The organism is Streptomyces rapamycinicus NRRL 5491, from assembly GCF_024298965.1.
In the GTDB taxonomy this organism is placed as follows: domain Bacteria; phylum Actinomycetota; class Actinomycetes; order Streptomycetales; family Streptomycetaceae; genus Streptomyces; species Streptomyces rapamycinicus.
Genome location: NZ_CP085193.1, coordinates 6,339,604 through 6,362,555, shown reverse-complemented (window position 1 = coordinate 6,362,555; position 22,952 = coordinate 6,339,604). Strand labels below are relative to the sequence as shown.

Annotated in this window: 21 protein-coding genes, 1 tRNA gene and 1 pseudogene; 10 read left to right on the top strand and 13 right to left on the bottom strand. The window is 69.8% G+C overall.

The features are described from left to right. Window positions 1–366: 366 nt before the first annotated feature. Entirely contained in the window at window positions 367–2,622 is a 2,256-nt protein-coding gene (locus tag LIV37_RS26735; RefSeq protein ID WP_020870210.1) for a transglycosylase domain-containing protein, read from the top strand. A gap of 213 nt (window positions 2,623–2,835) precedes the next feature. On the opposite strand, the gene LIV37_RS26730 is transcribed toward LIV37_RS26735, so the two are convergent. Next, complete coding sequence (locus tag LIV37_RS26730) at window positions 2,836–3,306, bottom strand: GatB/YqeY domain-containing protein (RefSeq protein ID WP_020870209.1); 471 nt, start codon at window positions 3,304–3,306, stop codon at window positions 2,836–2,838. Window positions 3,307–3,383: 77 nt separating this feature from the next. On the opposite strand from LIV37_RS26730, the gene LIV37_RS26725 reads away from it, so the two are divergent. After that, the gene (locus LIV37_RS26725) at window positions 3,384–4,313 is read left to right on the top strand and encodes a metallophosphoesterase (RefSeq protein WP_185057996.1); all 930 of its coding nucleotides are present in this window, start codon (window positions 3,384–3,386) and stop codon (window positions 4,311–4,313) included. Window positions 4,314–4,408: 95 nt separating this feature from the next. Further along, window positions 4,409–4,482 (top strand) — tRNA-Pro (locus LIV37_RS26720). A gap of 124 nt (window positions 4,483–4,606) precedes the next feature. Here the strand turns inward: LIV37_RS26720 and LIV37_RS26715 are convergent. Next, window positions 4,607–6,073: a membrane-associated oxidoreductase gene (locus LIV37_RS26715; protein WP_214663827.1), complete on the bottom strand. Its 1,467-nt coding sequence runs from the start codon at window positions 6,071–6,073 to the stop codon at window positions 4,607–4,609. A gap of 71 nt (window positions 6,074–6,144) precedes the next feature. Next, window positions 6,145–6,536, bottom strand: a pseudogene (locus LIV37_RS26710) (pyrophosphohydrolase domain-containing protein). Window positions 6,537–6,715: 179 nt separating this feature from the next. On the opposite strand from LIV37_RS26710, the gene LIV37_RS26705 reads away from it, so the two are divergent. From LIV37_RS26705 to LIV37_RS26685, 5 genes are all read left to right on the top strand, one after another. Next, window positions 6,716–7,138, top strand: coding sequence for a TOBE domain-containing protein (locus LIV37_RS26705; protein WP_020870205.1), 423 nt, complete (start codon window positions 6,716–6,718; stop codon window positions 7,136–7,138). A gap of 280 nt (window positions 7,139–7,418) precedes the next feature. Beyond that, window positions 7,419–7,994 (top strand): TerD family protein, encoded by a 576-nt coding sequence (locus LIV37_RS26700; protein WP_020870204.1) that lies wholly within the window; start codon window positions 7,419–7,421, stop codon window positions 7,992–7,994. 100 nt (window positions 7,995–8,094) lie between these two features. Then, a complete protein-coding gene (locus tag LIV37_RS26695) occupies window positions 8,095–8,859 on the top strand; it encodes a hypothetical protein (RefSeq protein ID WP_020870203.1) in 765 nt (254 codons plus the stop codon). Next, window positions 8,856–9,452 (top strand): TerD family protein, encoded by a 597-nt coding sequence (locus LIV37_RS26690; RefSeq protein WP_020870202.1) that lies wholly within the window; start codon window positions 8,856–8,858, stop codon window positions 9,450–9,452. Before LIV37_RS26695 ends, LIV37_RS26690 begins: the two co-directional genes overlap by 4 nt. A 58-nt stretch (window positions 9,453–9,510) precedes the next feature. After that, a complete protein-coding gene (locus tag LIV37_RS26685; protein ID WP_020870201.1) occupies window positions 9,511–9,930 on the top strand; it encodes a DnaJ family domain-containing protein in 420 nt (139 codons plus the stop codon). Between the two features lie 93 nt (window positions 9,931–10,023). On the opposite strand, the gene LIV37_RS26680 is transcribed toward LIV37_RS26685, so the two are convergent. Together LIV37_RS26680 and LIV37_RS26675 are read right to left on the bottom strand one after the other, a co-directional pair. Continuing rightward, window positions 10,024–10,410, bottom strand: coding sequence for a VOC family protein (locus LIV37_RS26680; protein ID WP_121824475.1), 387 nt, complete (start codon window positions 10,408–10,410; stop codon window positions 10,024–10,026). A gap of 138 nt (window positions 10,411–10,548) precedes the next feature. Further along, entirely contained in the window at window positions 10,549–11,325 is a 777-nt protein-coding gene (locus LIV37_RS26675) for a VOC family protein (RefSeq protein WP_020870199.1), read from the bottom strand. A gap of 319 nt (window positions 11,326–11,644) precedes the next feature. Between LIV37_RS26675 and LIV37_RS26670 the strand changes: the two genes are divergently transcribed. Next, entirely contained in the window at window positions 11,645–12,922 is a 1,278-nt protein-coding gene (locus LIV37_RS26670) for a cytochrome P450 (RefSeq protein WP_121824476.1), read from the top strand. A gap of 129 nt (window positions 12,923–13,051) precedes the next feature. Here LIV37_RS26670 and LIV37_RS26665 read toward each other — a convergent pair whose 3' ends face one another. Then, window positions 13,052–13,426, bottom strand: coding sequence for a nuclear transport factor 2 family protein (locus LIV37_RS26665; RefSeq protein ID WP_121825251.1), 375 nt, complete (start codon window positions 13,424–13,426; stop codon window positions 13,052–13,054). Window positions 13,427–13,524: 98 nt separating this feature from the next. Here LIV37_RS26665 and LIV37_RS26660 point away from each other — a divergent pair, with 98 nt between their 5' ends. Further along, a complete protein-coding gene (locus LIV37_RS26660) occupies window positions 13,525–15,390 on the top strand; it encodes a S9 family peptidase (RefSeq protein WP_020870196.1) in 1,866 nt (621 codons plus the stop codon). Here the strand turns inward: LIV37_RS26660 and LIV37_RS26655 are convergent. The 7 genes from LIV37_RS26655 to recR all read right to left on the bottom strand — a co-directional run bounded on the left by LIV37_RS26655 (window position 15,296) and on the right by recR (window position 22,867). Further along, window positions 15,296–16,270 carry an SURF1 family protein gene (locus LIV37_RS26655; RefSeq protein ID WP_121824477.1) on the bottom strand — a complete coding sequence of 325 codons (975 nt, stop codon included), beginning with the start codon at window positions 16,268–16,270 and terminating at the stop codon, window positions 15,296–15,298. The two genes, LIV37_RS26660 and LIV37_RS26655, sit on opposite strands and share 95 nt — an antisense overlap. A gap of 204 nt (window positions 16,271–16,474) precedes the next feature. Beyond that, entirely contained in the window at window positions 16,475–17,773 is a 1,299-nt protein-coding gene (locus LIV37_RS26650; protein WP_020870194.1) for a DUF4232 domain-containing protein, read from the bottom strand. Window positions 17,774–17,874: 101 nt separating this feature from the next. Then, a complete protein-coding gene (locus tag LIV37_RS26645) occupies window positions 17,875–18,450 on the bottom strand; it encodes a SigE family RNA polymerase sigma factor (RefSeq protein ID WP_037956857.1) in 576 nt (191 codons plus the stop codon). 418 nt (window positions 18,451–18,868) lie between these two features. Beyond that, the gene (locus tag LIV37_RS26640; protein WP_020870192.1) at window positions 18,869–19,960 is read right to left on the bottom strand and encodes an aspartate-semialdehyde dehydrogenase; all 1,092 of its coding nucleotides are present in this window, start codon (window positions 19,958–19,960) and stop codon (window positions 18,869–18,871) included. After that, window positions 19,957–21,237, bottom strand: a complete 1,281-nt coding sequence (locus tag LIV37_RS26635) for an aspartate kinase (RefSeq protein ID WP_020870191.1) — start codon at window positions 21,235–21,237, stop codon at window positions 19,957–19,959. Before LIV37_RS26635 ends, LIV37_RS26640 begins: the two co-directional genes overlap by 4 nt. Window positions 21,238–21,606: 369 nt before the next feature. After that, window positions 21,607–22,275, bottom strand: coding sequence for a DUF5063 domain-containing protein (locus tag LIV37_RS26630; protein WP_020870190.1), 669 nt, complete (start codon window positions 22,273–22,275; stop codon window positions 21,607–21,609). Then, entirely contained in the window at window positions 22,268–22,867 is a 600-nt protein-coding gene (gene recR / locus LIV37_RS26625; protein ID WP_020870189.1) for a recombination mediator RecR, read from the bottom strand. The genes LIV37_RS26630 and recR overlap by 8 nt, the downstream gene beginning before the upstream one ends. Between the last annotated feature and the right edge of the window lie 85 nt (window positions 22,868–22,952).

The window sequence follows — 22,952 nt, the reverse complement described above, 5'->3', positions numbered from 1 at the left end:
GAATCGGAGCTCCCCCACGGCGACAAACGGCATATTCACCGTCGCCAGTTGAGGACGTTACGGAAGCGAGACACAGCGCAACACCCCCTGCAGGCCCAATCTTGGATGGTCCGAACGGACTATGGGTACGCGGCAGATCACCCAACGGAGTGAGCTGACGACATTTGCGATTACTAGTGCAAATCCGGGCAGTTCACGCACCGAACAACGGGCAGCTCAGGACAGGGGCCGCAATCCGGGCAGGTCTCATCACTCACTTGAGTGAGGGTGGAGGTGTGGCTCAGCCACACAGCTGTGACTGGCGTGAAACAGCTTATGCGAACACCCGGTCCCCTGTCCGGCGATTCGAGACGTAGGCTGCGTCCTATGGGAAACACGCGCTCGAGCGGAGGGCTGTCCGCCGCTCAACAGGCCGCCAAGTTCCTCGGCGTCAGCGCGCTGGCCGGTGCCGTGATGGCCGGGCTCGCGCTTCCCGCCGTCGGGGCGCTCGGCCTCGCGGCCAAGGGAACGGTCGAGGAGTTCGACGGAATTCCGGCCAATCTCAAGACACCGCCGCTCAGCCAGCGGACTACGATCCTGGACGCCAAGGGCGGGGAGATCGCGAAGGTCTACTCGCGCGACCGGACGATCGTGGAGCTGAACGACATCTCGCCGTACATGCGGCAGGCGATCGTCGCGATCGAGGACGCCCGCTTCTACGAGCACGGGGCGGTCGACCTCAAGGGCGTGCTGCGCGCGGTCAACAGCAACGCGCAGGACGGCGGGGTCTCCCAGGGCGCCTCCACCCTGACCCAGCAGTATGTGAAGAACGTGTTCGTCGAGGAGGCGGGCAACGACAAGGAGAAGGTCGCCCAGGCCACCCGGCAGTCCATCGGCCGCAAGATCAAGGAACTGAAGTACGCGATCAAGGTCGAGAAGGAACTGGGCAAGAAGCGGATCCTCGAGAACTACCTGAACATCACCTTCTTCGGGCAGCAGGCATACGGCATCGAGGCGGCCTCCCAGCGCTACTTCAGCAAGTCCGCCAAGGATCTGAAGCTGGAGCAGGCGGCGCTGCTGGCCGGTCTCGTCCAGTCGCCCAGCCGCTACGACCCGATCAACGCCCCGAAGTCCGCCAAGGCACGCCGCGACACCGTGCTGCGGCGCATGGCCGAGGTGAAGGACATCACTCCGGCGCAGGCCGCCGCGGCCCAGAAGAAGCCGCTCGGCCTCAAGGTCAGCATGCCCAGGAGCGGCTGCATCACGGCCGTCAAGGGCGCCGGGTTCTTCTGTGACTACGTCCGCGAGACCCTGCTCAACGACCCGACCTTCGGCAAGACCGCGGAGGCGCGCGCCAAGCGCTGGACCCAGGGCGGACTGACGATCCGCACGACGCTCGACCCGCAGGCCCAGGAGTCGGTCCAGACGTCGATCAAGAAGCATGTCTACCAGTCCGACCCGGTGGCCACCGCGGTGACGCTGGTCGAGCCGGGCACCGGCAAGGTGCTGGGGATGGGCCAGTCCAGGCCGTACGGCTTCGGCGAGAACGAGACCCAGATCAACCTGTCCGCGGACAAGTCCATGGGCGGCTCGAACTACGGCTTCCAGGTCGGCTCCACGTTCAAGCCGATCACCGCGGCGGCCGCCATCGAGCAGGGCAAGAAGCCGTACCAGCGCTACTCCTCGCCGTACAAGATGAAGTATCCGAGCCCGGTCACCACCTGCAAGGGCACCTGGAGCAACGACGAGGGCGCGACCGTCGAGAACGAGAACGAGAAGGAGGTCGGCCCGTACGGGATGAAGGAGGCGACCGCCAAGTCGGTCAACACCTACTTCGTCCAGCTGATCAGCGACATCGGGGTCTGCCCGGTGACGCAGATGGCCGACAAGATGGGGGCGAAGCGCGCCGACGGCCAGGAGCACAACCAGGTGCCCTCGGTCACCCTCGGCTCCGAGGGCTTCTCCCCGCTGACGATGGCCAACGCCTACGCGACCTTCGCCAACCGCGGTGTCTACTGCTCCCCGGTCTTCATCGAGTCGATCACCGGCCCCGGCGGCAAGAAGCTGAAGGTCCCACAGTCGAAGTGCTCCCGCGCGATGTCGGAGAAGACCGCGGACACCATCAACACGCTGCTGCGCGGAGTGGTCGAGGACGGCACCGGCAAGCAGGCCGGGCTCCAGAGCCGCCCGAGCGCCGGTAAGACGGGTACGACGGACGAGCGCAGGGCCGCGTGGTTCGTCGGCTACACCCCGAACATGGCCGGTGCGGTGTGGGTCGGCGGCCCGGGCTCCAAGGGCGTCAAGATGGAGAACATCACCATCGGCGGCGTCCCCCACGACAAGGTCTACGGCGCGGATACCCCCGGCCCGATCTGGAAGGACGCGATGAGCGGCGCGCTCGACGGCAAGCCGGCGCCGAACTTCGTGAACGTCCAGATCAAGGACCCGAACCAGCGCAAGCCCCACGACGGCAAGAAGCCGGGCGACCACAAGCCGGGCCGCGACAGGGGCAACGACAACGGCGACAACGGCGGCCAGGACAACCCGTGGCCGGACATCTCCCTGCCGCCGGACCTGATCGGCGGCGGCAATGGGAACGGCGGGAACGGCAACGGGAACGGTGGCTGGAACTTCCCGCGGTAGCGGTGGCTCGTGATCGAGCGCTGAAGGGGGCCGGACGGAGATGTCCGGCCCCCTTCTTATATGTGCACCTCTTATATGTGCACCCACTCTTTATGTGTGCGCCCTTCTTACGTATGCGCCCAATGGCGGAACGCACGGAGCACGCTGAGCACACGGAGCACGCTGAGCACGCGGCCCATAACACAACGCGACAAGGCGCCCTCCGAGCGGGGACTACCCGCCCGCGAGCTGCCGCTTCACCGCGGCGGCGACCCGGCCGCCCTCCGCCCGCCCCGCGATCTTCGGGTTCACGATCTTCATCACGGCGCCCATGGCCCGCGGCCCTTCCGCGCCGCCCGCCGCGGCCTCCCGCACGGCCTCGGCCACCAGGGCGTTCAGCTCGTCATCCGTAAGGGGCTTCGGCAGATACTCGGCGAGCACCTCGCCCTCCGCCTTCTCCCGCTCAGCCTGCGCGGCGCGTCCACCCTTCTCGAACGCCTCGGCGGCCTCACGGCGCTTCTTGGCCTCCCGCGCGACGATCTTCTCCACCTCGGCGTCGGACAGCTCACGTGCGCTCTCGCCCGCGACCTCTTCCTTGGTGATCGCGGTGATGGTGAGCCGGAGAGTCGAGGAGCGCAACTCGTCGCGCGCCTTGATCGCCGCGGTGAGATCGCCCTGCAGCCTGGACTTGAGCGTGGTGGTCATGGCGTCGAGTGTGCCAGCACTGGCCGGGAATCACCCGAAGATTTCTCCCGCGACGGCGTTCTGCGACCATGGACGACATGCGCGCGCGATACGGAGTACCCCTGGGAATCACGGCGGTCGGCGCGGCCGGTCTCGCCTACGCCGCCTGCTTCGAAGTCCGGTCCTTCAGGCTCCGGCGGATCACCGTGCCGGTGCTCCCACGCGGGATGCGCCCCCTGCGTGTCCTGCAGGTCTCCGACATCCACATGGTGAGCGGCCAGCGCAAGAAGCAGCGCTGGCTCCAGTCCCTGGCCGGACTGCGCCCCGACTTCGTGGTGAACACCGGGGACAACCTCTCGGACCCGGAGGGCGTGCCGGAGGTCCTGGACGCGCTGGGCCCGCTGATGGAGTTCCCCGGTGCGTATGTCTTCGGCTCGAACGACTACTACGGCCCGAAGCCGCGCAACCCCGCCCGCTATCTGCTGGAGAAGGCCAGCGGAAAGCACGGCCTGAACGGCAACCCCCCGGTCGTCGGCGCCATTCACAACCCGTGGACGGAGCTCCGCGACGCCTTCGACGCGGCCGGCTGGGTCGGGCTGTCCAACACCCGCGGCCGGCTGAAGCTGGAGGACATCGAGATCGCCCTCACCGGCCTCGACGACCCCCACATCAAGCGCGACCGCTACGCCGAGGTGGCCGGCGGCCCCGAGTCGGGCGCCGACCTCTCCCTGGCCGTGGTCCACGCCCCGTATCTGCGTGTCCTCGACGCCTTCACCGCGGACCGCTACCCCCTGATCCTCGCGGGGCACACCCACGGCGGCCAGCTGTGCGTCCCCTTCTACGGCGCCCTGGTCACCAACTGCGACCTCGACGCCCGCCGGGTCAAGGGCCTCTCCCAGCACCAGGCCGGCGGCCACACCTCCTACCTCCACGTCTCCGCGGGCTGCGGCACCAACCGCTACACCCCGGTCCGCTTCGCCTGCCCCCCGGAAGCCACTCTGCTCACCCTCACCCCCCAGACCCCCTGACCCCACCCCACCCACCGGACCGCCCCGACCTGCGGGACCTCGAAAACCGGATTTCGTCTCTGGCCACAGGTCCGCTAAAGTAGAGCTCGTTGCTTCGGGGTGTAGCGCAGCTTGGCAGCGCGCTTCGTTCGGGACGAAGAGGTCGTGGGTTCAAATCCCGCCACCCCGACTGAAGGAACACCAGGTCAGGGGCCTGATCCGCGAAAGCGGATCGGGCCCCTGACTCGTTTCCGGGCTATTGGAGTGGCAACCGCCGTTGTTCGCCATGAGGCCCCGGATTCGTCGAACATGCCTTAAGACCGGCTGATGGCTCGGGTGATGCCGGCGACGATCGTGGTCACGAGGAGCCAGCCGCTGATGATCAGCGCGTAGCTCAGCCACTGAGACCAACCGTGCGGCGCGTAGGCGCGCTCTTGGCCGAAGTCGATGATCGGCAGGAGCAGGTCGAAGGTGTAGAACAGCGGGTTCAAGTCGGGGGCCTCTCCCGGCTTGAGCGGAGCGGGGTTGCGCAGGGCGTAGGTGAGGGTGCCGATCAGCAGGAGTGCGCCGAGCCAGGCAGCCGCGCGGAGAGGGCGGAATCCGTAGCCAACGGTGATGTCCTGGGCCCAGCTCCACGCTCGGGCGTACGCGGGGAGAGTCGTGCGGTGGCGTCGGTGCTTGGCGAGCTGTACCAGGCGTGTGGCCGCGTCGTCGCCGACGCGCTGATAGGCGGCGGCCAACTGCTGGTAGGCATGTGGCAGGTACTCCTCGCGCTCCAGCAACGGCAGCCGATCGGCTGCGGGCAGATGTGGCAGGAGAGTGGTGTAGGTGAGCTCGCCGAGCCGGACTTGCTCCGGCCACAACGCCGGTTCCGCGTAGAGCAATTGGAGCTGGGTGCGGCGGAGATTCACGATGCCGTCGATCGGGGCGGCGCCGCGCAGCCACATTTCGCCGATGACGGCGCCGCTGACGCGCAGTGCCATACCGTCAGGGTTGGACAGGCGGGCCTCTGTCAGGTCCAGTTGCCCGGGTATACGGGCGCTGCGCAATGTGATGCGGCCCTGGGCGTACAGTCCGCGCACGGTCAGGTCGGACCCCACCGTGAGCCCTTCGGCGTTCAGCGCCATGCCACCGGGATTGTGCAACCGGGCCGAAGACAGCGAAACCTGAGCGGTCACCGTTGCTCCGTCCAAGCGGACCTCGCCACGGGCGGACATCCCGGTAGCCACGACCGCGTCGCCGATCACCGTGTGGTTCAGCGCGACGGCGACTCCCTGCTCCTCGGCATGGGCTGATTCGGCCCGCAGCTGGTCCAGGTAGAGGGTGCGCGCGATCCGGGCCAAGCTGAAGCTGACCATTCCGGTCGCTCGGCACTCGCTCAGTGCGACAAAGCTGTCGAACTGGGTTCCGACCGCGGCCAGTCCCGGCAGGACGGACCGCCACAGGTGCAGCTCGCCGAGGCGAGCGGCGTACAGATCGGGTTCGGCGTCGAAGTAACAGTGGGTCAGGTGCACAGGGCAGGTGATGTCCCCATGCCGCAGGTCCAGTTGTCCCGAGATCCGCGCTCCCCGGACGTCGACCTTCGCCACCTCCCCAGCGGTGGTGGGGTGACTGAGCAGAAGAGCGCGCAGCACCTCGCCCCGCACCGTTCGCGCCGACCCCCAACCCACGCCTTCCGCCGGGTCCTCCTCGGGCGCGGCGCGGAAGTCGACAGCGACGCCGGCTGGAAAGGCATCCCACACTCGGCGTTCCGGTTGCGTGAGCTCGTCGTAGGTCACCATTTCGAGCACGTTAGCGATCACCATCGGTCGCCGCACCGAGGATTTCCAGTCGCCCCGGCCGGACGGGACACCTATTCGGCCGCGTCGGTCCAGCCCTGGCGGCGGAGGACGGCCGGGATGTCGGGGGCCTGGTAGTGGGGGCCCTTGAGGACCTTGCCGTCGGCTCGGAGGGTGGGGCGGCCGTCGGGGCCGAGTTTGGTCATATTGGCCCGGTGGATCTCGGCGATCACCTCGTCGAGGTCGATGCCGTGGACCAGGGCGGTGCCGTAGGCGACGTAGACGACGTCGGCCAGTTCGTGGGCGAGGTGGCCGAGGGCGCTGTGGGCGCTCGCCTCGGCCACTTCGGCGCACTCCTCGGCCAGGAGGTCCTGGCGGTGGGCGAGACCTCGGTGGGGGTCTCACGGGCGTCGAGGCCGAAGGCCAGGTGGAATTCACGGACGAGGTCGGCGGGAGAGCGGCACATTCGTCCGATCGTACGTGGGGGGTGGGGTGGCTGGGTGCGGCTGAGGGGGTGCGGGGGCGCCGCCCAGCCCTGGGCGGCGTATGGGGCCGGGCCGGTGTGCTCGGCGCGCGGATCCTCGGGCGGGTGCCTAGGGTGAGCGGTATCAGGCCCTCGACCTCCGCCTCCGGGGTGGTGCACACATGAGCCTCAGCATCCGCAATCAGCTCCCCGCCACCGTCGTGTCCGTGACGCCTGGCGAGGCCATGGCCACGGTCCAGGGGCGGCTGTCCGGGGGGCAGATGGTGACGGCCGCCATGACCATGAGCGCCGTGAGGGAACTCGGCATCGGAGCGGGTTCCGAGGTGACGGCGCTGGCCAAGGCCACCGAGGTGGCGCTGGCCACCGGGGAGGTCTCGGGGCTGAGCATCCGCAATCGCCTCCCGGGCGCCGTCAGCCGCCTCACTCTCGGGGCCGCCATGGCCACCGTCGTCATCGACATCGGCGGCGGCCAGGAGCTCACGGCCGCCATCACCCAGGACGCGGCGACGGAGCTGGGGCTCGCCGAGGGCAGCCGGGTCACCGCTCTGATCAAGTCGACCGAGGTGTCGCTCGCCACCGGGTAGGCCCTATGGGCGGCGGGGGGGTGGTGGGGCGGTGGTGTGCGTGAGTCGGTGGGCCAGATGGGCCAGATGGGCCACCGACTTCGCCCCGTCTCGCCTCGCCCGCGCCCCGGCCCGCTTTCGCCCCGCCGCCCCTCGCCCTGCCTCCCCCTCGCCCTGCCTCCCCTCGTCCCGCCTCGTCTGCGTCCCGCCCAGATCTCGCCAACCCCTCCATCCCTCGCCCCGTCAACTTCTACAGTGCTGTAGATTTTGACTCCGGTCCATCGAGCACGAGGAGGAGATTGTGGGAGTTTCCCTGTCCAAAGGCGGCAATGTCTCGCTGAGCAAGGAGGCGCCGGGTCTGAGCGCCGTTCTCGTCGGCCTGGGCTGGGACGTGCGGACGACGACGGGCGCCGACTACGACCTCGACGCGAGCGCGCTGCTGTGCGACGAGGCCGGTAAGGTCGCGTCCGACCGGCACTTCGTCTTCTACAACAACCTCACCAGCCCCGACGGCTCCGTGGAGCACACCGGCGACAACCTCACCGGTGAGGGCGAGGGCGACGACGAGGCCATCAAGGTCAACCTGACCGCCGTGCCCGCCGAGATCGCCAGGATCGTCTTCCCGGTCTCCATCCACGACGCGGAGAGCCGCGGCCAGAACTTCGGCCAGATCCAGAACGCCTTCATCCGGGTGGTCAACCAGGCCGACAACGTCGAACTCGCCCGCTACGACCTGAGCGAGGACGCCGCGACCGAGACGGCGATGGTCTTCGGCGAGCTCTACCGCAACGGCGCGGAGTGGAAGTTCCGCGCGGTCGGCCAGGGGTACGCCTCGGGGCTCGCGGGCATCGCCTCCGACTTCGGCGTCAATCTCTGACTGACGCCCTCCCGCGGTCGCCGGGCCCGGCCTTTCCCCCTGAGGCGGGCCCGGCGGCCGGTTCATTGCCACTCATCGAGCTCATCGAGGAAGCGCGGACATGACCGCCCCACCCGGCTTACAGACCGAGGACAGGCCCGACTTCGAGCGGGCGCTGCACCAGGCGCTGCGTACGGCGGAGATCCGTGAGGCCCTGCGGCGCGACGGGGCCACCGGGGACGCGGACATCCAACGGCTGCGCGCCCAGGCGCTCGTGGCGAGCGAGCTGATCGCGACGGCCGCCGCGCCCGAATACGCCGCGTACCTCCGGCAACGCGCCGCCGCGACGACGACCGCGTCCACGGTGTCCACGGTGTCCACCGCGTCTGCCCTGTCCGGCTCACCCACCCCCTCGGCAGGCGTCCGTGGACTGCTGCCGGTGCTCGCCGTCCTCACACCGGCTCTGGCCGGGGCCTCGACCGCGGCCTTTCTGCTCCTCGGCGGGCTGCTGGGACTCCTCGACTCCCAACGCGACCTGGCCGACGCGCTGTTGACCGCCGGGCTGACCAGCGCGACGATCGCGGCGTTCACTCTGGTGGTGGGGGTGGCCTGCCTGCTCGTCACCGCCGTACGCCACCGAACCCCGGCCCCCGACCAGCGCCCGTGTCCGCGTCCGCGCCCTCATGGGCGGCTACGTCTTCACCGGCATCCACCCACGCACCCGCCCCACCTCAGGCGCCGGGATGACGCGGCCGTGGCCACGGCTCGCGACGCCTGGCTGAGGGCCCTTCTTCACCGCGGCATCCTGCCGTTCCTGCGCGACCGGCTGGAGAGGTCACACAGCCCGTCCCGGACGAGTCAGCAGAGCGAGAGAGGAACCACATGACGGTAAACCTGGCCAAGGGCCAGCGGATCAGCCTGACCAAGTCCGACGGGGGTGAGCTCACCGCGGTGCGCATGGGCCTGGGCTGGCAGGCCGCACCGCGTAAGGGGTTCCTCGCCCGGCTGACCGCCAAGGAGATCGACCTGGACGCCTCGGCCGTGCTCTTCGCCGGACGCGAGGCCGTGGACGTCGTGTTCTTCCAGCATCTGACGAGCGACGACGGATCCGTACGGCACACCGGCGACAACCTCGTCGGCGGCGCGGGCCAGGGCGGTGACGACGAATCGATCCTGATCGATCTGCAGCGTGTTCCGGTCCATGTCGATCAGATCCTGTTCACGGTGAACTCCTTCTCCGGGCAGACCTTCGCCGAGGTCCAGAACGCCTTCTGCCGTCTGGTCGACGAGACCAACGGCCAGGAGCTGGCCCGCTACACGCTGAGCGGCGGCGGCCCGTACACGGCCCAGATCATGGCCAAGGTTCACCGCGCGAGTGGGGGCGGAGCGGGCAGCGCCTGGCAGATGTCGGCGATCGGTGCACCCGCCACCGGGCGGACGTTCCAGGATCTGCTGCCGGTCCTCGCCTCCCACCTCTGACCTCCCGTTCCCATACGGCCGGTGGCGCGTTTCGTGCAGCCTGAGGGAGAATCTGAGGGTGACCGAGCGAAAGCCACCGGGCATCAGTTTCGAAACGTGGGCCGACCGGCAGATCCGCGAGGCGGAGGAACGCGGCGCGTTCGCCAACCTCCAGGGGAAGGGAAAACCCCTCCCCAACCTCGACAAGCCCTATGACGACCTGTGGTGGGTCAAGGAGAAGATGGCTCGCGAGAATCTGTCGTTTCTGCCACCGTCACTTGTACTGCGAAAAGAGGCGGAGGACGCGCTCGCCGCCGTGGAGAAGGCACCGTCGGAACGGATGGTGCGGGAGATCCTCTCGGAGGTCAATGACAAGATCCGTGAGGCGATCCGGCGGCCCCCGCCCGGCCCGCCGCTCAATCTCGCGCCGTTCGACATCGACGAGGCCGTACGGGCGTGGCGGGAGCGCCGGGACCGCGAGCGGGCGGAGGAGGACTGAGCGGGTGGGCCGGGGCGTACGGCGCCCCGGCCCACCCGTAGTCCGGAGCCTCAGGGCCTCCTGGGACTACTCGGCCTCCCCGGACTGCTCGGGCTACTCCTCGTTGCCGTACGGGCGAGTGATGATCTCCATGCCATGACCGGCCGGGTCCATGAAGTACAGCCCGCGCCCGCCATGATGGTGGTTGATCTCGCCCGGCTGCTTCAGATGGGGATCGGCGTAGTACGTGACCCCCTGCTCCCGGATCCGCCCGAAGGCCGCGTCGAACTCCTCGTCCGAGATGAGGAACGCGTAATGCTGCATGACGATCGACTCGCCGGGAATGGTGGCGAAGTCCAGGGTGACACCATTACTGGTCGCCACCGGAACGAACGGGCCCCATTCTTCTCCCACCTCGAGGCCAAGGATATTCGCCAGGAATTCCGCGGATTCGTGGTTGTCCAGAGAATGGACGATCGTGTGATTCAACTCGACAGACACTGTGGAATGCCTCCGTAAGGCAATCTCACGGGCACCTCCATGCCTCACCCAGCCGGTGACCGACACGCGATGCCGTACTTCCGATCGTAGGCGCCGACGCCCACAGCCGTCGAGGGCCCCAGCCCGCTCCCCCTCCGGTCAGCCACGACCGCCGGGATCCCCGTCCGCGGGCCCTTTCCGCACGGCCGCCACGCTGAAGATCCCGCCCTCCGGGTCGCGCAGCGCCGCGACGCGCCCATAGGGGGTGTCGGCCGGCAGGGAGATGACGCCGCCGCCGAGTTCCTCGGCGCGTTCGGCGACCTCGTCGACGTCCTTCACGCAGAAGTAGACCCGCCAGCGGGGCCGGACGTTCGGGTCCGGGGCGGCCTCGATGGCGCCCCCGCGCAGCCCCGCGACGGCCTTACCGTCGATATGGAGCACCACCCGGTCGTGTTCGAAGCGGACGTCGCAGCGCTCCCGCCCCTGGGTGTCCCAGCCGAAGACCTGACCGTAGAAGAGCGCCGCCTCGAAGGCGTCACGGGTGCGCAGCTCCAGCCATACGGGCGCGCCAGGTCTGCGCTCGCCCCACCAGGCGGAGGTCAGATCGCCCTCCCAGATGCCGAAGTTGGCCCCGTCCGGGTCGGCCGCCCAGGCCACCCGGCCGCTGCCGAACTCCAGCGGCCCGACCGCGACCGTGCCGCCGCGCTCCTGGACGCGCGAGGCCACCTCGTCCGCGCTGTCCGCCGCGAAGTACGTGGTCCAGATGACCGGCAGGCTCACCCCCGCCGACGGGGACGAGGCGCCGATGCCGACGGTCGGTACGCCGCCCTCGGTGTACGCGATGGTGTAACGGCCGTGACCCTGCCGGGTGGGGCGGAAGCCCCAGCCGAAGAGCTCTCCGTAGAAGTGGTGCGCGCGGTCCAGATCCGCTGCCATCAGACTCACCCAGCAGGGCGCGCCCTGGACAGCACGGAACCTCTCCCGCAAGGCCGCTCACCTCACTCATATCCCTGGGGGCGCCACAGGCCTCCCGCAGGCAGCCGTCATCGCTCGGGCTTCACGCCCGATATCTACACCTTCCTCCGATTTCGCGGTCGGCGCCACCTTGGTACCCACCGGCGCGTTGATGCCCACCCGTGCGCCTGCCCCCGAGCGCCCACGCGGGGAGGGCGCACACGCCGTTGTGGCGCATCACACCGGGGCGCGTCCGGCATCGGGGCACGGCCACCCGGGCGCGGCAGGGCAGTATTGCGCCATGTCGAATCTCCGCTCAAACATCGTCGCCTGGCTGGGCCGCAAGTACTTTACGAGAATTCAGAAGAACGGCTTCGACTTGTCCAAGATGTCGTTCCTCCCGGACGCCACACTGGCACCGATGAGGCGCGATGGCCTCGACCCCATTGCCGATCTGTCCCGAACCAGGGCAAAGGAACCCATCAGCAAGATATGGCTGCCTTTCGGGATCAATGCCTGGCTTGTCACCGGATATGACGAGACCAAGGCGGTGCTCGGAAAGGCGAAGGGCTTCAGCTCCGATTTCACCAACCTCGCGGAACGGAACATCGGCGTCGCCCCGCAGCAGAATCCGGGAGGCCTCGGTTTCAGCGATCCACCGACGCATACGAGACTGCGACGCCTGCTGACGCCCGAATTCACCATGCGGCGACTCAGCAGGCTCACCCCGCGCATCCACTCCATCGTGGAGGAGCGCCTCGAGGAGATGGCCGCGGCCGAGGGCCCGGTGGATCTCGTGCAGTCGTTCGCGCTTCCCATTCCCGCGCTGGTCATCTGCGAACTGCTCGGTGTGCCGTACGAGGACCGCGACGACTTCCAGCGCCACAGCACGGCGCGGTTCGACCTCTTCGACGGGGCGAACGCCTCCTTCGGCGCGATGTCGGACTCCCTCTCCTATCTGCACGGGATCGTGCGGAAGCAGCGTGAGACGCCCGGCGACGGGCTGCTCGGCATGCTGGTGAAGGAGCACGGCGACGAGCTCGACGACCATGAGCTGGCCGGGCTCGCAGACGGGGTGCTGACCGGCGGTCTGGAGACGACCGCGAGCATGCTGGCGCTCGGCACGCTGGTGCTGCTCCAGGCCCCCGAGCAGTTCGCCGCGATACGTGACCAGGACGAGGTCGTGGACCCGTTCGTGGAGGAGCTGCTGCGCTATCTCACGGTGGTGCAGGTGGCCTTCCCGCGGTTCGCCCGCGAGGACATGGAGATCGCGGGCACCCGGATATCCGCCGGTGATCTGGTGCTGTGCTCACTGAGCGGGGCCAACCGGGACGAGAAGCTGGGCCCGGACATGGAGCGGGTCGATCCGCACCGGCAGGCCCCCTCTCATCTGGCCTTCGGGTACGGCATCCACCGCTGCATCGGCGCCGAGCTGGCCAAAATGGAGCTCCGGGCCGCCTACCCCGCGCTCATACGGCGGTTCCCGGGGATGCGGCTCGCGGTACCGGCGGAGAAGCTCTCGTTCCGCAAGCTCTCCATCGTCTACGGCGTGGACGAGCTGCCGGTGCTGCTGAAGTAGCCGAGCCCGGGAAGGGGACGGGGCGAAAGGGAGGGACAGGGGGCCGGAGGGGCAGGGGGCGGGAGGGTATCGGTATCGGACATCCGGTATCGGACATCGGGTATCCGGCGTCGGATACCGGGAGGGTATTCAGAAGCGCTCGACCAAGTGCGCGCGCTCACGCGGGGGCTCGTACGACGTCGGCCAGAAGTCGGTGATGGTCTGGATCCGGCCGTCCGCCGAGGCAGTGAAGAAGCTGATCGCCTGCGTCTCCTCCTCGTCCACGCTGAAACTCACCCAGGAGACCGCCTGATCGCCGTCGGTGATGACGCGCTCGACCTTCAGGCTCCACTCACCCACGTGCTCCGCGTTGAAGCGGACCACGCCGTCCCGGCCGAGCACCCGCTCGCGGGTCTGCGGCAGCTCGTAGCGGACGTCGTCGGCGAGGGTGGCGCCGAACGCCCGCCAGTCCCTGGCCTGGGCCGTTGCCCAATACGTCTCCACCGTCGCGCGTATGTCGGCCATCAGCTCCCCCTCGGTGTGCGGCCTGGCGTCCATCCCGCCGGGAACGTTATCCACAGGCGCGGGACGACGCCAGCGCGCATGTCGGGGTGCGGAGCAGAATGGTGGGCATGACTGAGAGCACGGAGTCCATGCCGGACTGGGAAAAGCGCTTCCGGGCGCCGCGAGTGGGGCTGCCCGACTGGGCGGAAGACGCCCCGGACCACTCGCTGTTCGTCTCGAACGCCACGGGTACGTACGAGCTGTACGCATGGGATCGGGCCGCCGGTGCCCAGCGGCAGGTCACGGACCGGCCGAACGGGACGACCGACGGGGTGCTGTCGCCGGACGGCCGGTGGATCTGGTGGTTCTCGGACACCGACGGCGACGAGTTCGGGGTGTGGCTGCGTCAGCCGTTCAGCGGCGGCGAGGGCGACGAGGGTGGCGAGCGCCCGGCCGACGAGCCCGCGACCCCGGGCCTGGAGCCCTCCTACCCCGCGGGGCTCGCGCTGGGCCGCGACGGCACGGCGGTCGTCGGACGGTCCACCGACGAGGACGGCTCGACCATCCATGTGGTGCGGCCGGGTGGCGAGTCCGAGGAGATCTACCGGCACCGCGAGTCCGCCGGAGTGGGCGATCTCTCCCATGACGGGACGCTGATCGCGGTCGAGCACACCGAGCACGGCGACGCGATGCACTCGGCGATCCGGGTCCTGCGGCCGGACGGGACGGCCGTCGCGGAGCTGGACGACACCAAGGGCGGCACGGAGGAGCTGGGCCTGGCTGTGATGGGCTTCGCGCCCGTGGCGGGCGACACCCGGCTGCTGGTCGGGCATCAGCGGCGCGGCCGGTGGGAGCCCATGGTGTGGGATCCGACGACCGGTGTGGAGACCGCGCTGGCGATCGATCTGCCCGGTGACGTCGGGGCCGACTGGTTCCCGGACGGCTCGGCCCTGCTGGTCGAGCACAGCCATCAGGCCCGCAGCGAGCTGTGGCGGTACGACCTCGCCTCCGGCGAGCTGACCCGTCTGGAGACCCCGGCGGGCACGATCTCGGGCGCCACGGCACGGCCGGACGGCACGGTGGAGTTCCTGTGGTCGTCGGCCGAGAAGCCGCCCCAGGTGCGGTCGACGAGCGGGCGGACGGTGCTGGACCCGCCCGGTTTCACCGCCCCGGAGTCGGTGCCGGTCACCGACGTCTGGGTGGACGGCCCCGGTGGGCGGGTGCACGCGCTGGTGCAGAAGCCCGCGGGCGAGGGCCCCTTCCCCACCGTCTTCGACATCCACGGCGGGCCGACCTGGCACGACAGCGACGCCTTCGCGGCGGGCCCCGCGGCCTGGGTGGACCACGGCTTCGCCGTCGTGCGGGTCAACTACCGCGGCTCCACCGGCTATGGGCGGGCGTGGACGGACGCGCTCAAGCACCGGGTCGGGCTGATCGAGCTGGAGGACATCGCGGCCGTACGGGAGTGGGCGGTGGCCTCCGGGCTCGCCGACCCCGAGCGGCTGGTGCTGGCCGGCGGCTCCTGGGGCGGCTATCTGACGCTGCTGGGGCTGGGGACCCAGCCCGCTTCCTGGGCGCTGGGGCTGGCCGCGGTCCCGGTCGCGGACTATGTGACGGCCTACCACGACGAGATGGAGGCCCTGAAGGCGATGGACCGCACCCTGCTGGGCGGCACCCCGGAGGAGGTGCCGGAGCGGTTCGAGGCATCGTCCCCGCTGACCTATGTGGAGGACGTGCGGGCGCCGGTCTACATCTCGGCGGGGGTGAACGACCCGCGCTGCCCCATACGGCAGATCGACAACTATGTGGAGCGGCTCGAGCGGCGCGGCACCCCGCATGAGGTCTACCGCTATGACGCGGGGCACGGCTCACTGGTCGTCGAGGAGCGGATCAAGCAGTTGCGCTTGGAGATCGAGTTCGCTCGGCGTCATCTGGGGTCGGGTCCGCACCCGGCGCCGCCGGAGCCGTCGGCTCGGGTGGCGTGATGCCGAGGGCCAGATCGCGGGCCGTCTCGGCCTCCCGGCGGAACAGCCGGAACCACATGAAGACCACGAAGCCCGCGAAGACGAACCACTCACCGGTGTAACCCAGGTTCTGGAACGCCTTGATGTCGAGCCCGGTGCCCTCCGCCGCCGTGGGGGGCACCGGCTTCAGGGCCCCGGGAGCCTCGGCGGAGGTGACCCAGGCGTCGTACACCTGGTACGGCACCAGATTGACCAGGGAGGCGGCGCTGATCATGCCCAGCTGACCGCGGGGGAGGCCGCCGCTCGCGCTCACCCCGTCGCCGCCCTGGTGCTCGGACGCCTGCAGCGCACCGGTGACGGTCACCTCGCCGGAGGGGGGTGCGGGCACCTTGGCGGTGACCGCCGGATCGTCGGCGTCGCCGGGGAGCCAGCCGCGGACGACGGGCAGCGCCTTGGCGCCGCCCCCGGCCGCGTCCTTGCCCTCGCCCTCGCCTCTGGCTCCGTCCTTGCCCCCGTCCTTGGCCCCGTCCTTGGCCCCGTCCTTGACCTCGTCCTTGGCCCCGTCCTTGACCTCGTCCACGCGCAGCAGAGTCAGCACATAGAAGCCGTCGCGGCCGTCCAGCCGCCGGTCGGGCACGAGGAGTTGATGTGCGGTGTCGTATCGGCCGGTGGCGGTGGCCCGCTCCCCGGAGGTCTTCGCGGTGACCGGCAGCAGATCGCCCAGCGGCCGGGCCGCGGCCTTGCGCGCGGCGGACGCCTCGTCCTGCTGCTGGTTGTGCGTGTTGACACGCGTCTCGAAGCGGCTGAGCTGCCAGCTGCCCATGAAGAGGCAGACCGGGATCGCCAACAGGGTGAATACGTTGATCACCCACCAGCGGGGCGTCAGCAGAAACCGATACACACCCCCACGGTACGGGCTTCGCGTCCCGGCCCCGGCGGCGGGGCCGCCCCACAGAGCCCCGTGCCGCGGCCCCAGGACGCCCGCAGGGCGCGCCCGGACCGCCACGGGGCTCCCGGGCTCGAGGTCGGGCTCGAGGTCCCGGGAGACCGCTGCTCCGCGGCTCCGGAGAGACGTCGGCGGGCTTTGGAGGGAAGGCAGTGCGCGCTAGGACGCCAGCAGACCGGTGCGGTAGATCGTTCCGGCGCAGGCGCCGCCGACCGTCACGCTCGCCGCGGCCGGGTCGCCCGCCTCCGGTGTGTGGCTGACCAGGACGCTCGCGTCCTGCGGCTCACCGCCACCGCCGCCACCGCCCGGGGTGCCGCCCGGATCGCCCGTGCTGGGGTCGTCCTGCGGTCCGTCCTGGGCCGAGCCCGTGGACGGGTCGGGGGTCGGGGTGCCGGTGGTGGAGCAGCCGCTGGTGCCGCCGCCCGACGCCGGGATCCAGGCGAACTTCACCTCGTACGCCTGGCCGGGCTTGAGGATGAGCGTGCCCGGCTGGATGGAGGGGTCGGGCAGCCCCGCCGCCGCGTCCCCCGCCGTATGGTCCACGACCAGGATCCGCGAGCCGTCCGCGCCGCCCTGGGCGCTGGCGCCCACCGAGCCGCTGCCCTCGACCGTGCAGGCCCGGTCCGAGACGTTCACGACGCGGAACGAGCCGTAGACCCGCCCCTCGGCGTCGGCCGCTCCGACCGATCCGGCGCCACCGCTGGTGAGCTGGGCGCGGCTGCAGGTGGGAGAGGTGGCGTTCAGCGTGTTGGTGGGGTCGGGGGCCGTACCGCCGGAGCCGCCCTCCTCGCCCTTCGACGGCTTGTCCTTCTCGTCGTCCTTGCCCTTGCCGCCCTTGTGCTCTTCGACCGTGTCGGAGGGCCCGTCGGCGTCCTTGCCGCCGCTGCCCTCGCCGTGCCGGCCGCCGCTGGCCTCAGGGGTGCGGTGGCTGCTGGCGGCGTTGGCCGGGCGGCCGTTCGAGCTGTCGCCGGTGGTCGCGACGTGCACCAGCGCCGGTACGGCCGCACAGCCGAGCACCAGCGCCGCGGCGGCCCCGACCAGGGCCTGGCGCCGCCGCGCACGGCGGGCGGGCACGGCGCGCCGCAGATGGTCGAGGGACTCGGGGGACGGCTCGAGCTCGTCGACGGCGCGGTGCAGCAGCCGCCGCAGCGCATCCTCGCCCTCACCACCGGGCTCGTCGTCGTCCAGCTGAATGCGGAGGGGCGTCACCCGCCCCGGCTCGGCCCCGGCGGACTTCCTGCCCTCCGCGGCCTCGGCGGACCCGGTGGGCTCCTCGGCGGACGCGGTGCGCTCCTCGGTGCCCGCGGACTCCGCGGGCTCACGGTTCTCCGCGGACCCGGCCGACTCACGGGCCTCCGGAGACTCCGCGGACCCGGCGGACTCCCCGCCCGCCGTGGACTCCCCATCCGCCGCGGTCTCCGCGCTCTCCGCGGCCTCCGTCGCCTCTACCGGCTCCATGGGCCCCGTGGTCTCCCCGGACCCCGTCGGCTCCCTGGATTCCGGCTCGTGGCCGTGCCGCCGGCCGGAATCCCCCGGGTCCGTCGCAGATGTGTTGTGGTTCATGCCGGAGCCTCCATGGCGACGCGGAGCGCCGCGATGCCGCGCGAGCCGTACGCCTTGACCGAGCCGAGCGAAATGCCCAGCGTCTCGGCCACCTGGGCCTCGGTCATATCGGCGAAGTAGCGCAGCACGAGAACCTCGCGCTGACGGCGCTGAAGTCCCCTCATCGCCTTGATCAGTTGATCGCGTTCTAGCTGTTCGTACGCCCCCTCCTCGGCACTGGCCATATCGGGCATCGGCTTGGAGAGCAGCTTCAGCCCGAGGATGCGCCGGCGCAGCGCGGAGCGGGAGAGATTGACGACCGTCTGCCGCAGATAGGCGAGGGTCTTCTCGGGATCCCGGACTCTCTTGCGCGCCGAGTGCACACGGATGAACGCTTCCTGCACGACGTCCTCGCAGGACGCGGTGTCGTCGAGAAGGAGCGCGGCGAGACCGAGCAGCGACCGGTAATGGGCGCGGTAGGTCTCGGTGAGGTGATCGACTGTGGTGCCCGCTGCCATCGCGTCGTCAGTGTCCTCGCGCCCTGTTGTGATGTGCGCGGGGCGGGCCGACGGCCATGGCGCGATCACCGGCATGCCACCTGGGGCACGCGGGGGGCGTACTGCCGCGCCGCCATGCCCTGGAACCGTTGCGATGCCGAATACCTCTGCCACGCCTGTTGGACACGCCGCCCCCTGTCAGGGTTGTACGCGTGAGGCACCGCTTTTGACGATGCGTTGAATGCCCCCATGCGCACCAACTCTTCCCCAATGCCCCAGTTATCCCAGCACCCACTGCGGGACGGCTGGAAAGACGCTCCCCGCCCGCTGCCGGTTGCAGCGAACGGGGAGCGAATACGTCGATCACATCAACGGCCCAGCTCAGCTGGTCCAGGCCAGTGACACGCGCACAGGATATTCACAATCTGCCGGACGACGCACTGGTGAAACGTCACTTTAAGACGATCGCTCACGTTACAGCGCCCCGGCCCCGTCTCAGCGCGCCGGCCGCCTCTCAGCGCGCGGCGGCCCCGCCCGTCAGCTCGGCCGCGACGACCTCCGCGATCTGCGCGGTGTTCAGCGCCGCGCCCTTGCGCAGGTTGTCACCGCAGACGAACAGCTCCAGCGCCTTCGGATCGTCCAGCGACCGCCGCACCCGGCCGACCCAGGTGGGGTCGGTGCCCACGGCGTCGGCGGGCGTCGGGAACTCGCCCTCCGCCGGGTTGTCGCACAGCACCACCCCGGGGGCGCCCGCCAGGATCTCGTGCGCCGCCTCGACCGTCACCTCGTTCTCGAACCGCGCGTGCACGGCCAGCGAATGCGTGGTGATCACGGGCACCCGTACACAGGTCGCGGTGACCCTCAGCTCCGGCAGCCCGAGGATCTTGCGGGACTCGTTCCGCACCTTGAGCTCCTCGGAGGACCAGCCGTCCTCCTTGAGCGAACCGGCGAACGGCACCACATTGAGCGCCATCGGCGCCGGGAACGGCCCGGTGTCGCCCACCGCCCGCCGTACGTCCCCGGGGTGGGTGCCCAGCTCCGTACCGGCGACCAGCGCGATCTGCTCGCGCAGGGCGTCGATGCCTTCCTTGCCCGCGCCGGAGACCGCCTGGTACGAGGAGACGATCAGCTCGCTCAGCCCGAACTCGGCGTGCAGCGCGCCCATCGCGACGATCATCGACAGGGTGGTGCAGTTGGGGTTGGCGATGATGCCGCGCGGGCGGACCCGGGCCGCGTGCGCGTTCACCTCCGGCACCACCAGGGGGACATCGGGGTCCATCCGGAAGGCGCCGGAGTTGTCGACGGCCACCGCGCCCCTGCTCGCCGCGATGGGCGCCCACCGCGCCGAGACCTCGTCGGGGACGTCGAACATCGCGACGTCGACGCCCTCGAACGCCTCCTCGCTCAGCGCGACGACCTCGACCTGCTCACCCCGGACGGTCAGCTTCCGGCCGGCCGAGCGGGGCGAGGCGATCAGCCGGATCTCGCCCCAGATGTCGGCGCGCTCGGAGAGGATCGAGAGCATGACGGTGCCGACCGCGCCGGTGGCCCCGACGACCGCGAGGGTGGGCTTGTCGCCACCGCCGGCACCGCCATGGCCGGTCATCGTCCGGTCCCTCCGTAGACCACCGCTTCGTCGGTCTCACTGTCCAGGCCGAAGGCGCTGTGCACGGCCACGACCGCGTCCTTCACATCGTCGGCGCGGGTGACGACCGAGATGCGGATCTCGGAGGTCGAGATCAGCTCGATGTTGACCCCGGCGTTCGACAGCGCCTCGAAGAAGGTCGCGGTGACCCCCGGGTTGGTGCGCATACCGGCACCGATCAGGGAGATCTTGGCGATCTGGTCGTCGTAGCGCAGCGAGTCGAAGCCGATCAGCGACTTGGACTTGGTCAGCGCCTCCATCGCCCGGTGGCCGTCCGTCTTCGGCAGCGTGAAGGAGATGTCGGTCAGTCCGGTCGACGCGGCGGAGACGTTCTGCACCACCATGTCGATGTTGATCTCGGCGTCGGAGATGGTGCGGAAGATGGCCGCGGCCTCACCCGGCTTGTCCGGCACCCCGACGACCGTGACCTTGGCCTCGGACGTGTCGTGCGCGACTCCGGAGATGATCGCCTGCTCCATGCCTTCTTCTCCTTCTCCCGCTTCCGGCCGGTTGCGCACCCAGGTGCCCTGGTGACCGGAGAAAGACGACCGTACGTGAATGGGGATGGTGTACCGGCGCGCGTACTCCACACAGCGCAGGTGCAGCACCTTGGAGCCGCTCGCGGCGAGCTCCAGCATGTCCTCGTACGGAATCTCGTTGATCTTGCGAGCCTTCTTCACCACGCGCGGATCGGCGGTGAACACGCCGTCCACGTCGGTGTAGATCTCGCACACCTCGGCGTCCAGGGCCGCGGCCAGCGCGACCGCGGTGGTGTCGGAACCGCCCCGGCCGAGGGTGGTGATGTCCTTGCTCTCCTGGGACACGCCCTGGAAGCCCGCGACGATCGCGACCGCGCCGAGTTCGAGCGCGTCACGGATGCGGCCCGGTGTGACGTCGATGATCCGTGCTTTGTTGTGAACCGCGTCGGTGATGACTCCCGCCTGGCTGCCGGTGAACGACAGCGCCTCGTGACCGAGGTTTTTGATCGCCATCGCCAGCAAGGCCATGGAGATCCGCTCTCCCGCGGTCAGCAGCATGTCGAACTCGCGCCCAGTAGGAATCGGGGATACCTGCTCGGCGAGATCGATCAGCTCGTCCGTTGTGTCGCCCATCGCGGAGACCACGACGACCACCTGGTGGCCGTTCTTCTTGGCTTCCACGATTCGCTTGGCGACCCGCTTGATGCCTTCGGCATCGGCAACGGAGGAGCCTCCGTACTTCTGCACGACAAGGCCCACGTGCGCTCCTCGCAGCTCTCAATAATGCGGTCGGCTCAGTCTAACGAGCGGCCGGAATATGCCCTCCCAATATCACATAGCGAGACGAATGCCTCGCAAAGTGATCAGGGGAGGACGAGGGGCATCACACGGCGCAACGTCCACGCACACGCGAGATCCCCGCATCCCTCCCACCCGCTCAGCGACGAACCCTGCCCGCTTACCGCCGAAGCACACGGGAACGTAACCCAGCTCACAGGATCGGGCGGCCTGGCCGGTCGTCCGGAAGACCATCCGGCGGGCCGCTCCGCGGGGCGTGTCGCGGGCCGTGTCGCGGGCCGCTCCGCGTGGCTTCCCGCGGGTCCGCCCCGCGGCCGTCTCCGGCGCTCCTCAGTGCGGGCCCGACCGCAGTCCGAGCGGTCCCGCGATCTCCGCCGCCATGACCCGCCCGGCCTCCTCCGCGAGCTCCTCGTCACCGCCCGCGCTGCTGCTGTCCGTGTCCAGACCGTCCAGCTCGTCCAGCGGGCTGTCCAGCCGTACGTGCGCGACCAGCGACTGCAGCGCGCGCAGGGCCGCCGAGGCGGTCGTCCCCCAGTTGGAGAGGTATGAGAACTGCCACCACCACAGCGCCTCGCTGATCCGGCCCTCGCGGTAGTGCGCCATCCCGTGCCGCAGATCGGTGATGATCCCGGCCAGGTCGTCGGAGATCCGGCAGGCCACGGGCTGGCTGCGCGGCACGTACGGGTCGAAGACCTCCGAGTAGATGTCCACCGGCTCCAGCAGCTGGGCGAAGCGCTCACGCAGCTCGTCGACGTCCGGCTCCGGGCCGACGTCCGGTTCGTACCGCTCGTCCGGGACGAAGTCCTCGTGCGCGCCGAGCCGGCCGCCCGCGAGGAGCAGCTGCGACAGCTCGAGCAGCAGGAACGGCACAGCGCTGTCCGGCTCGTCCCCCTTGGCGACTTCGGTGACCGCGACGATGAAGCTCTCGATCTGGTCGGAGATCTGGACCGCGAAGTCGTCCGGGTCCGGGTGGGCGTCGTGCAGCGTTGCGTCAGACATCGAGAAGTCTTCTCCCTTCGAAGGCACGACCCAGCGTGACCTCGTCGGCGTACTCCAGGTCTCCACCGACAGGGAGGCCGCTGGCCAGGCGGGTGACCTTCAAACCCATGGGCTTGATCATGCGCGCGAGGTACGTGGCGGTGGCTTCGCCCTCCAGATTCGGATCGGTGGCCAGGATGAGCTCGGTGACCGTACCGTCCGCGAGCCGCGCGAGCAGCTCCCTGATCCGCAGATCGTCCGGGCCCACGCCCTCGATGGGGCTGATCGCCCCGCCGAGCACGTGATAGCGGCCCCGGAACTCACGCGTCCGCTCGATCGCGACAACGTCCTTCGGCTCCTCGACCACGCAGATGATCGCGGGATCGCGACGGGGGTCCTGGCAGACGCGGCACTGCTCGGCCTCGGCGACGTTCCCACAGACAGCGCAGAACCGCACCTTCTCCTTGACCTGCGTCAACGCTTGCGCGAGACGGCGGACATCGGTGGGTTCGGCCTGCAGGATGTGAAAGGCGATCCGCTGCGCGCTCTTGGGACCGACGCCGGGCAGCCTGCCCAACTCGTCGATGAGGTCCTGGACCACGCCCTCGTACACGCCTTCATCCAATCTCGCGCCGACACGCGGTGGCCGTACTTCACATGAATATTCGGTTGCGCCGTGCCCTCACGGCCAGGGGGCG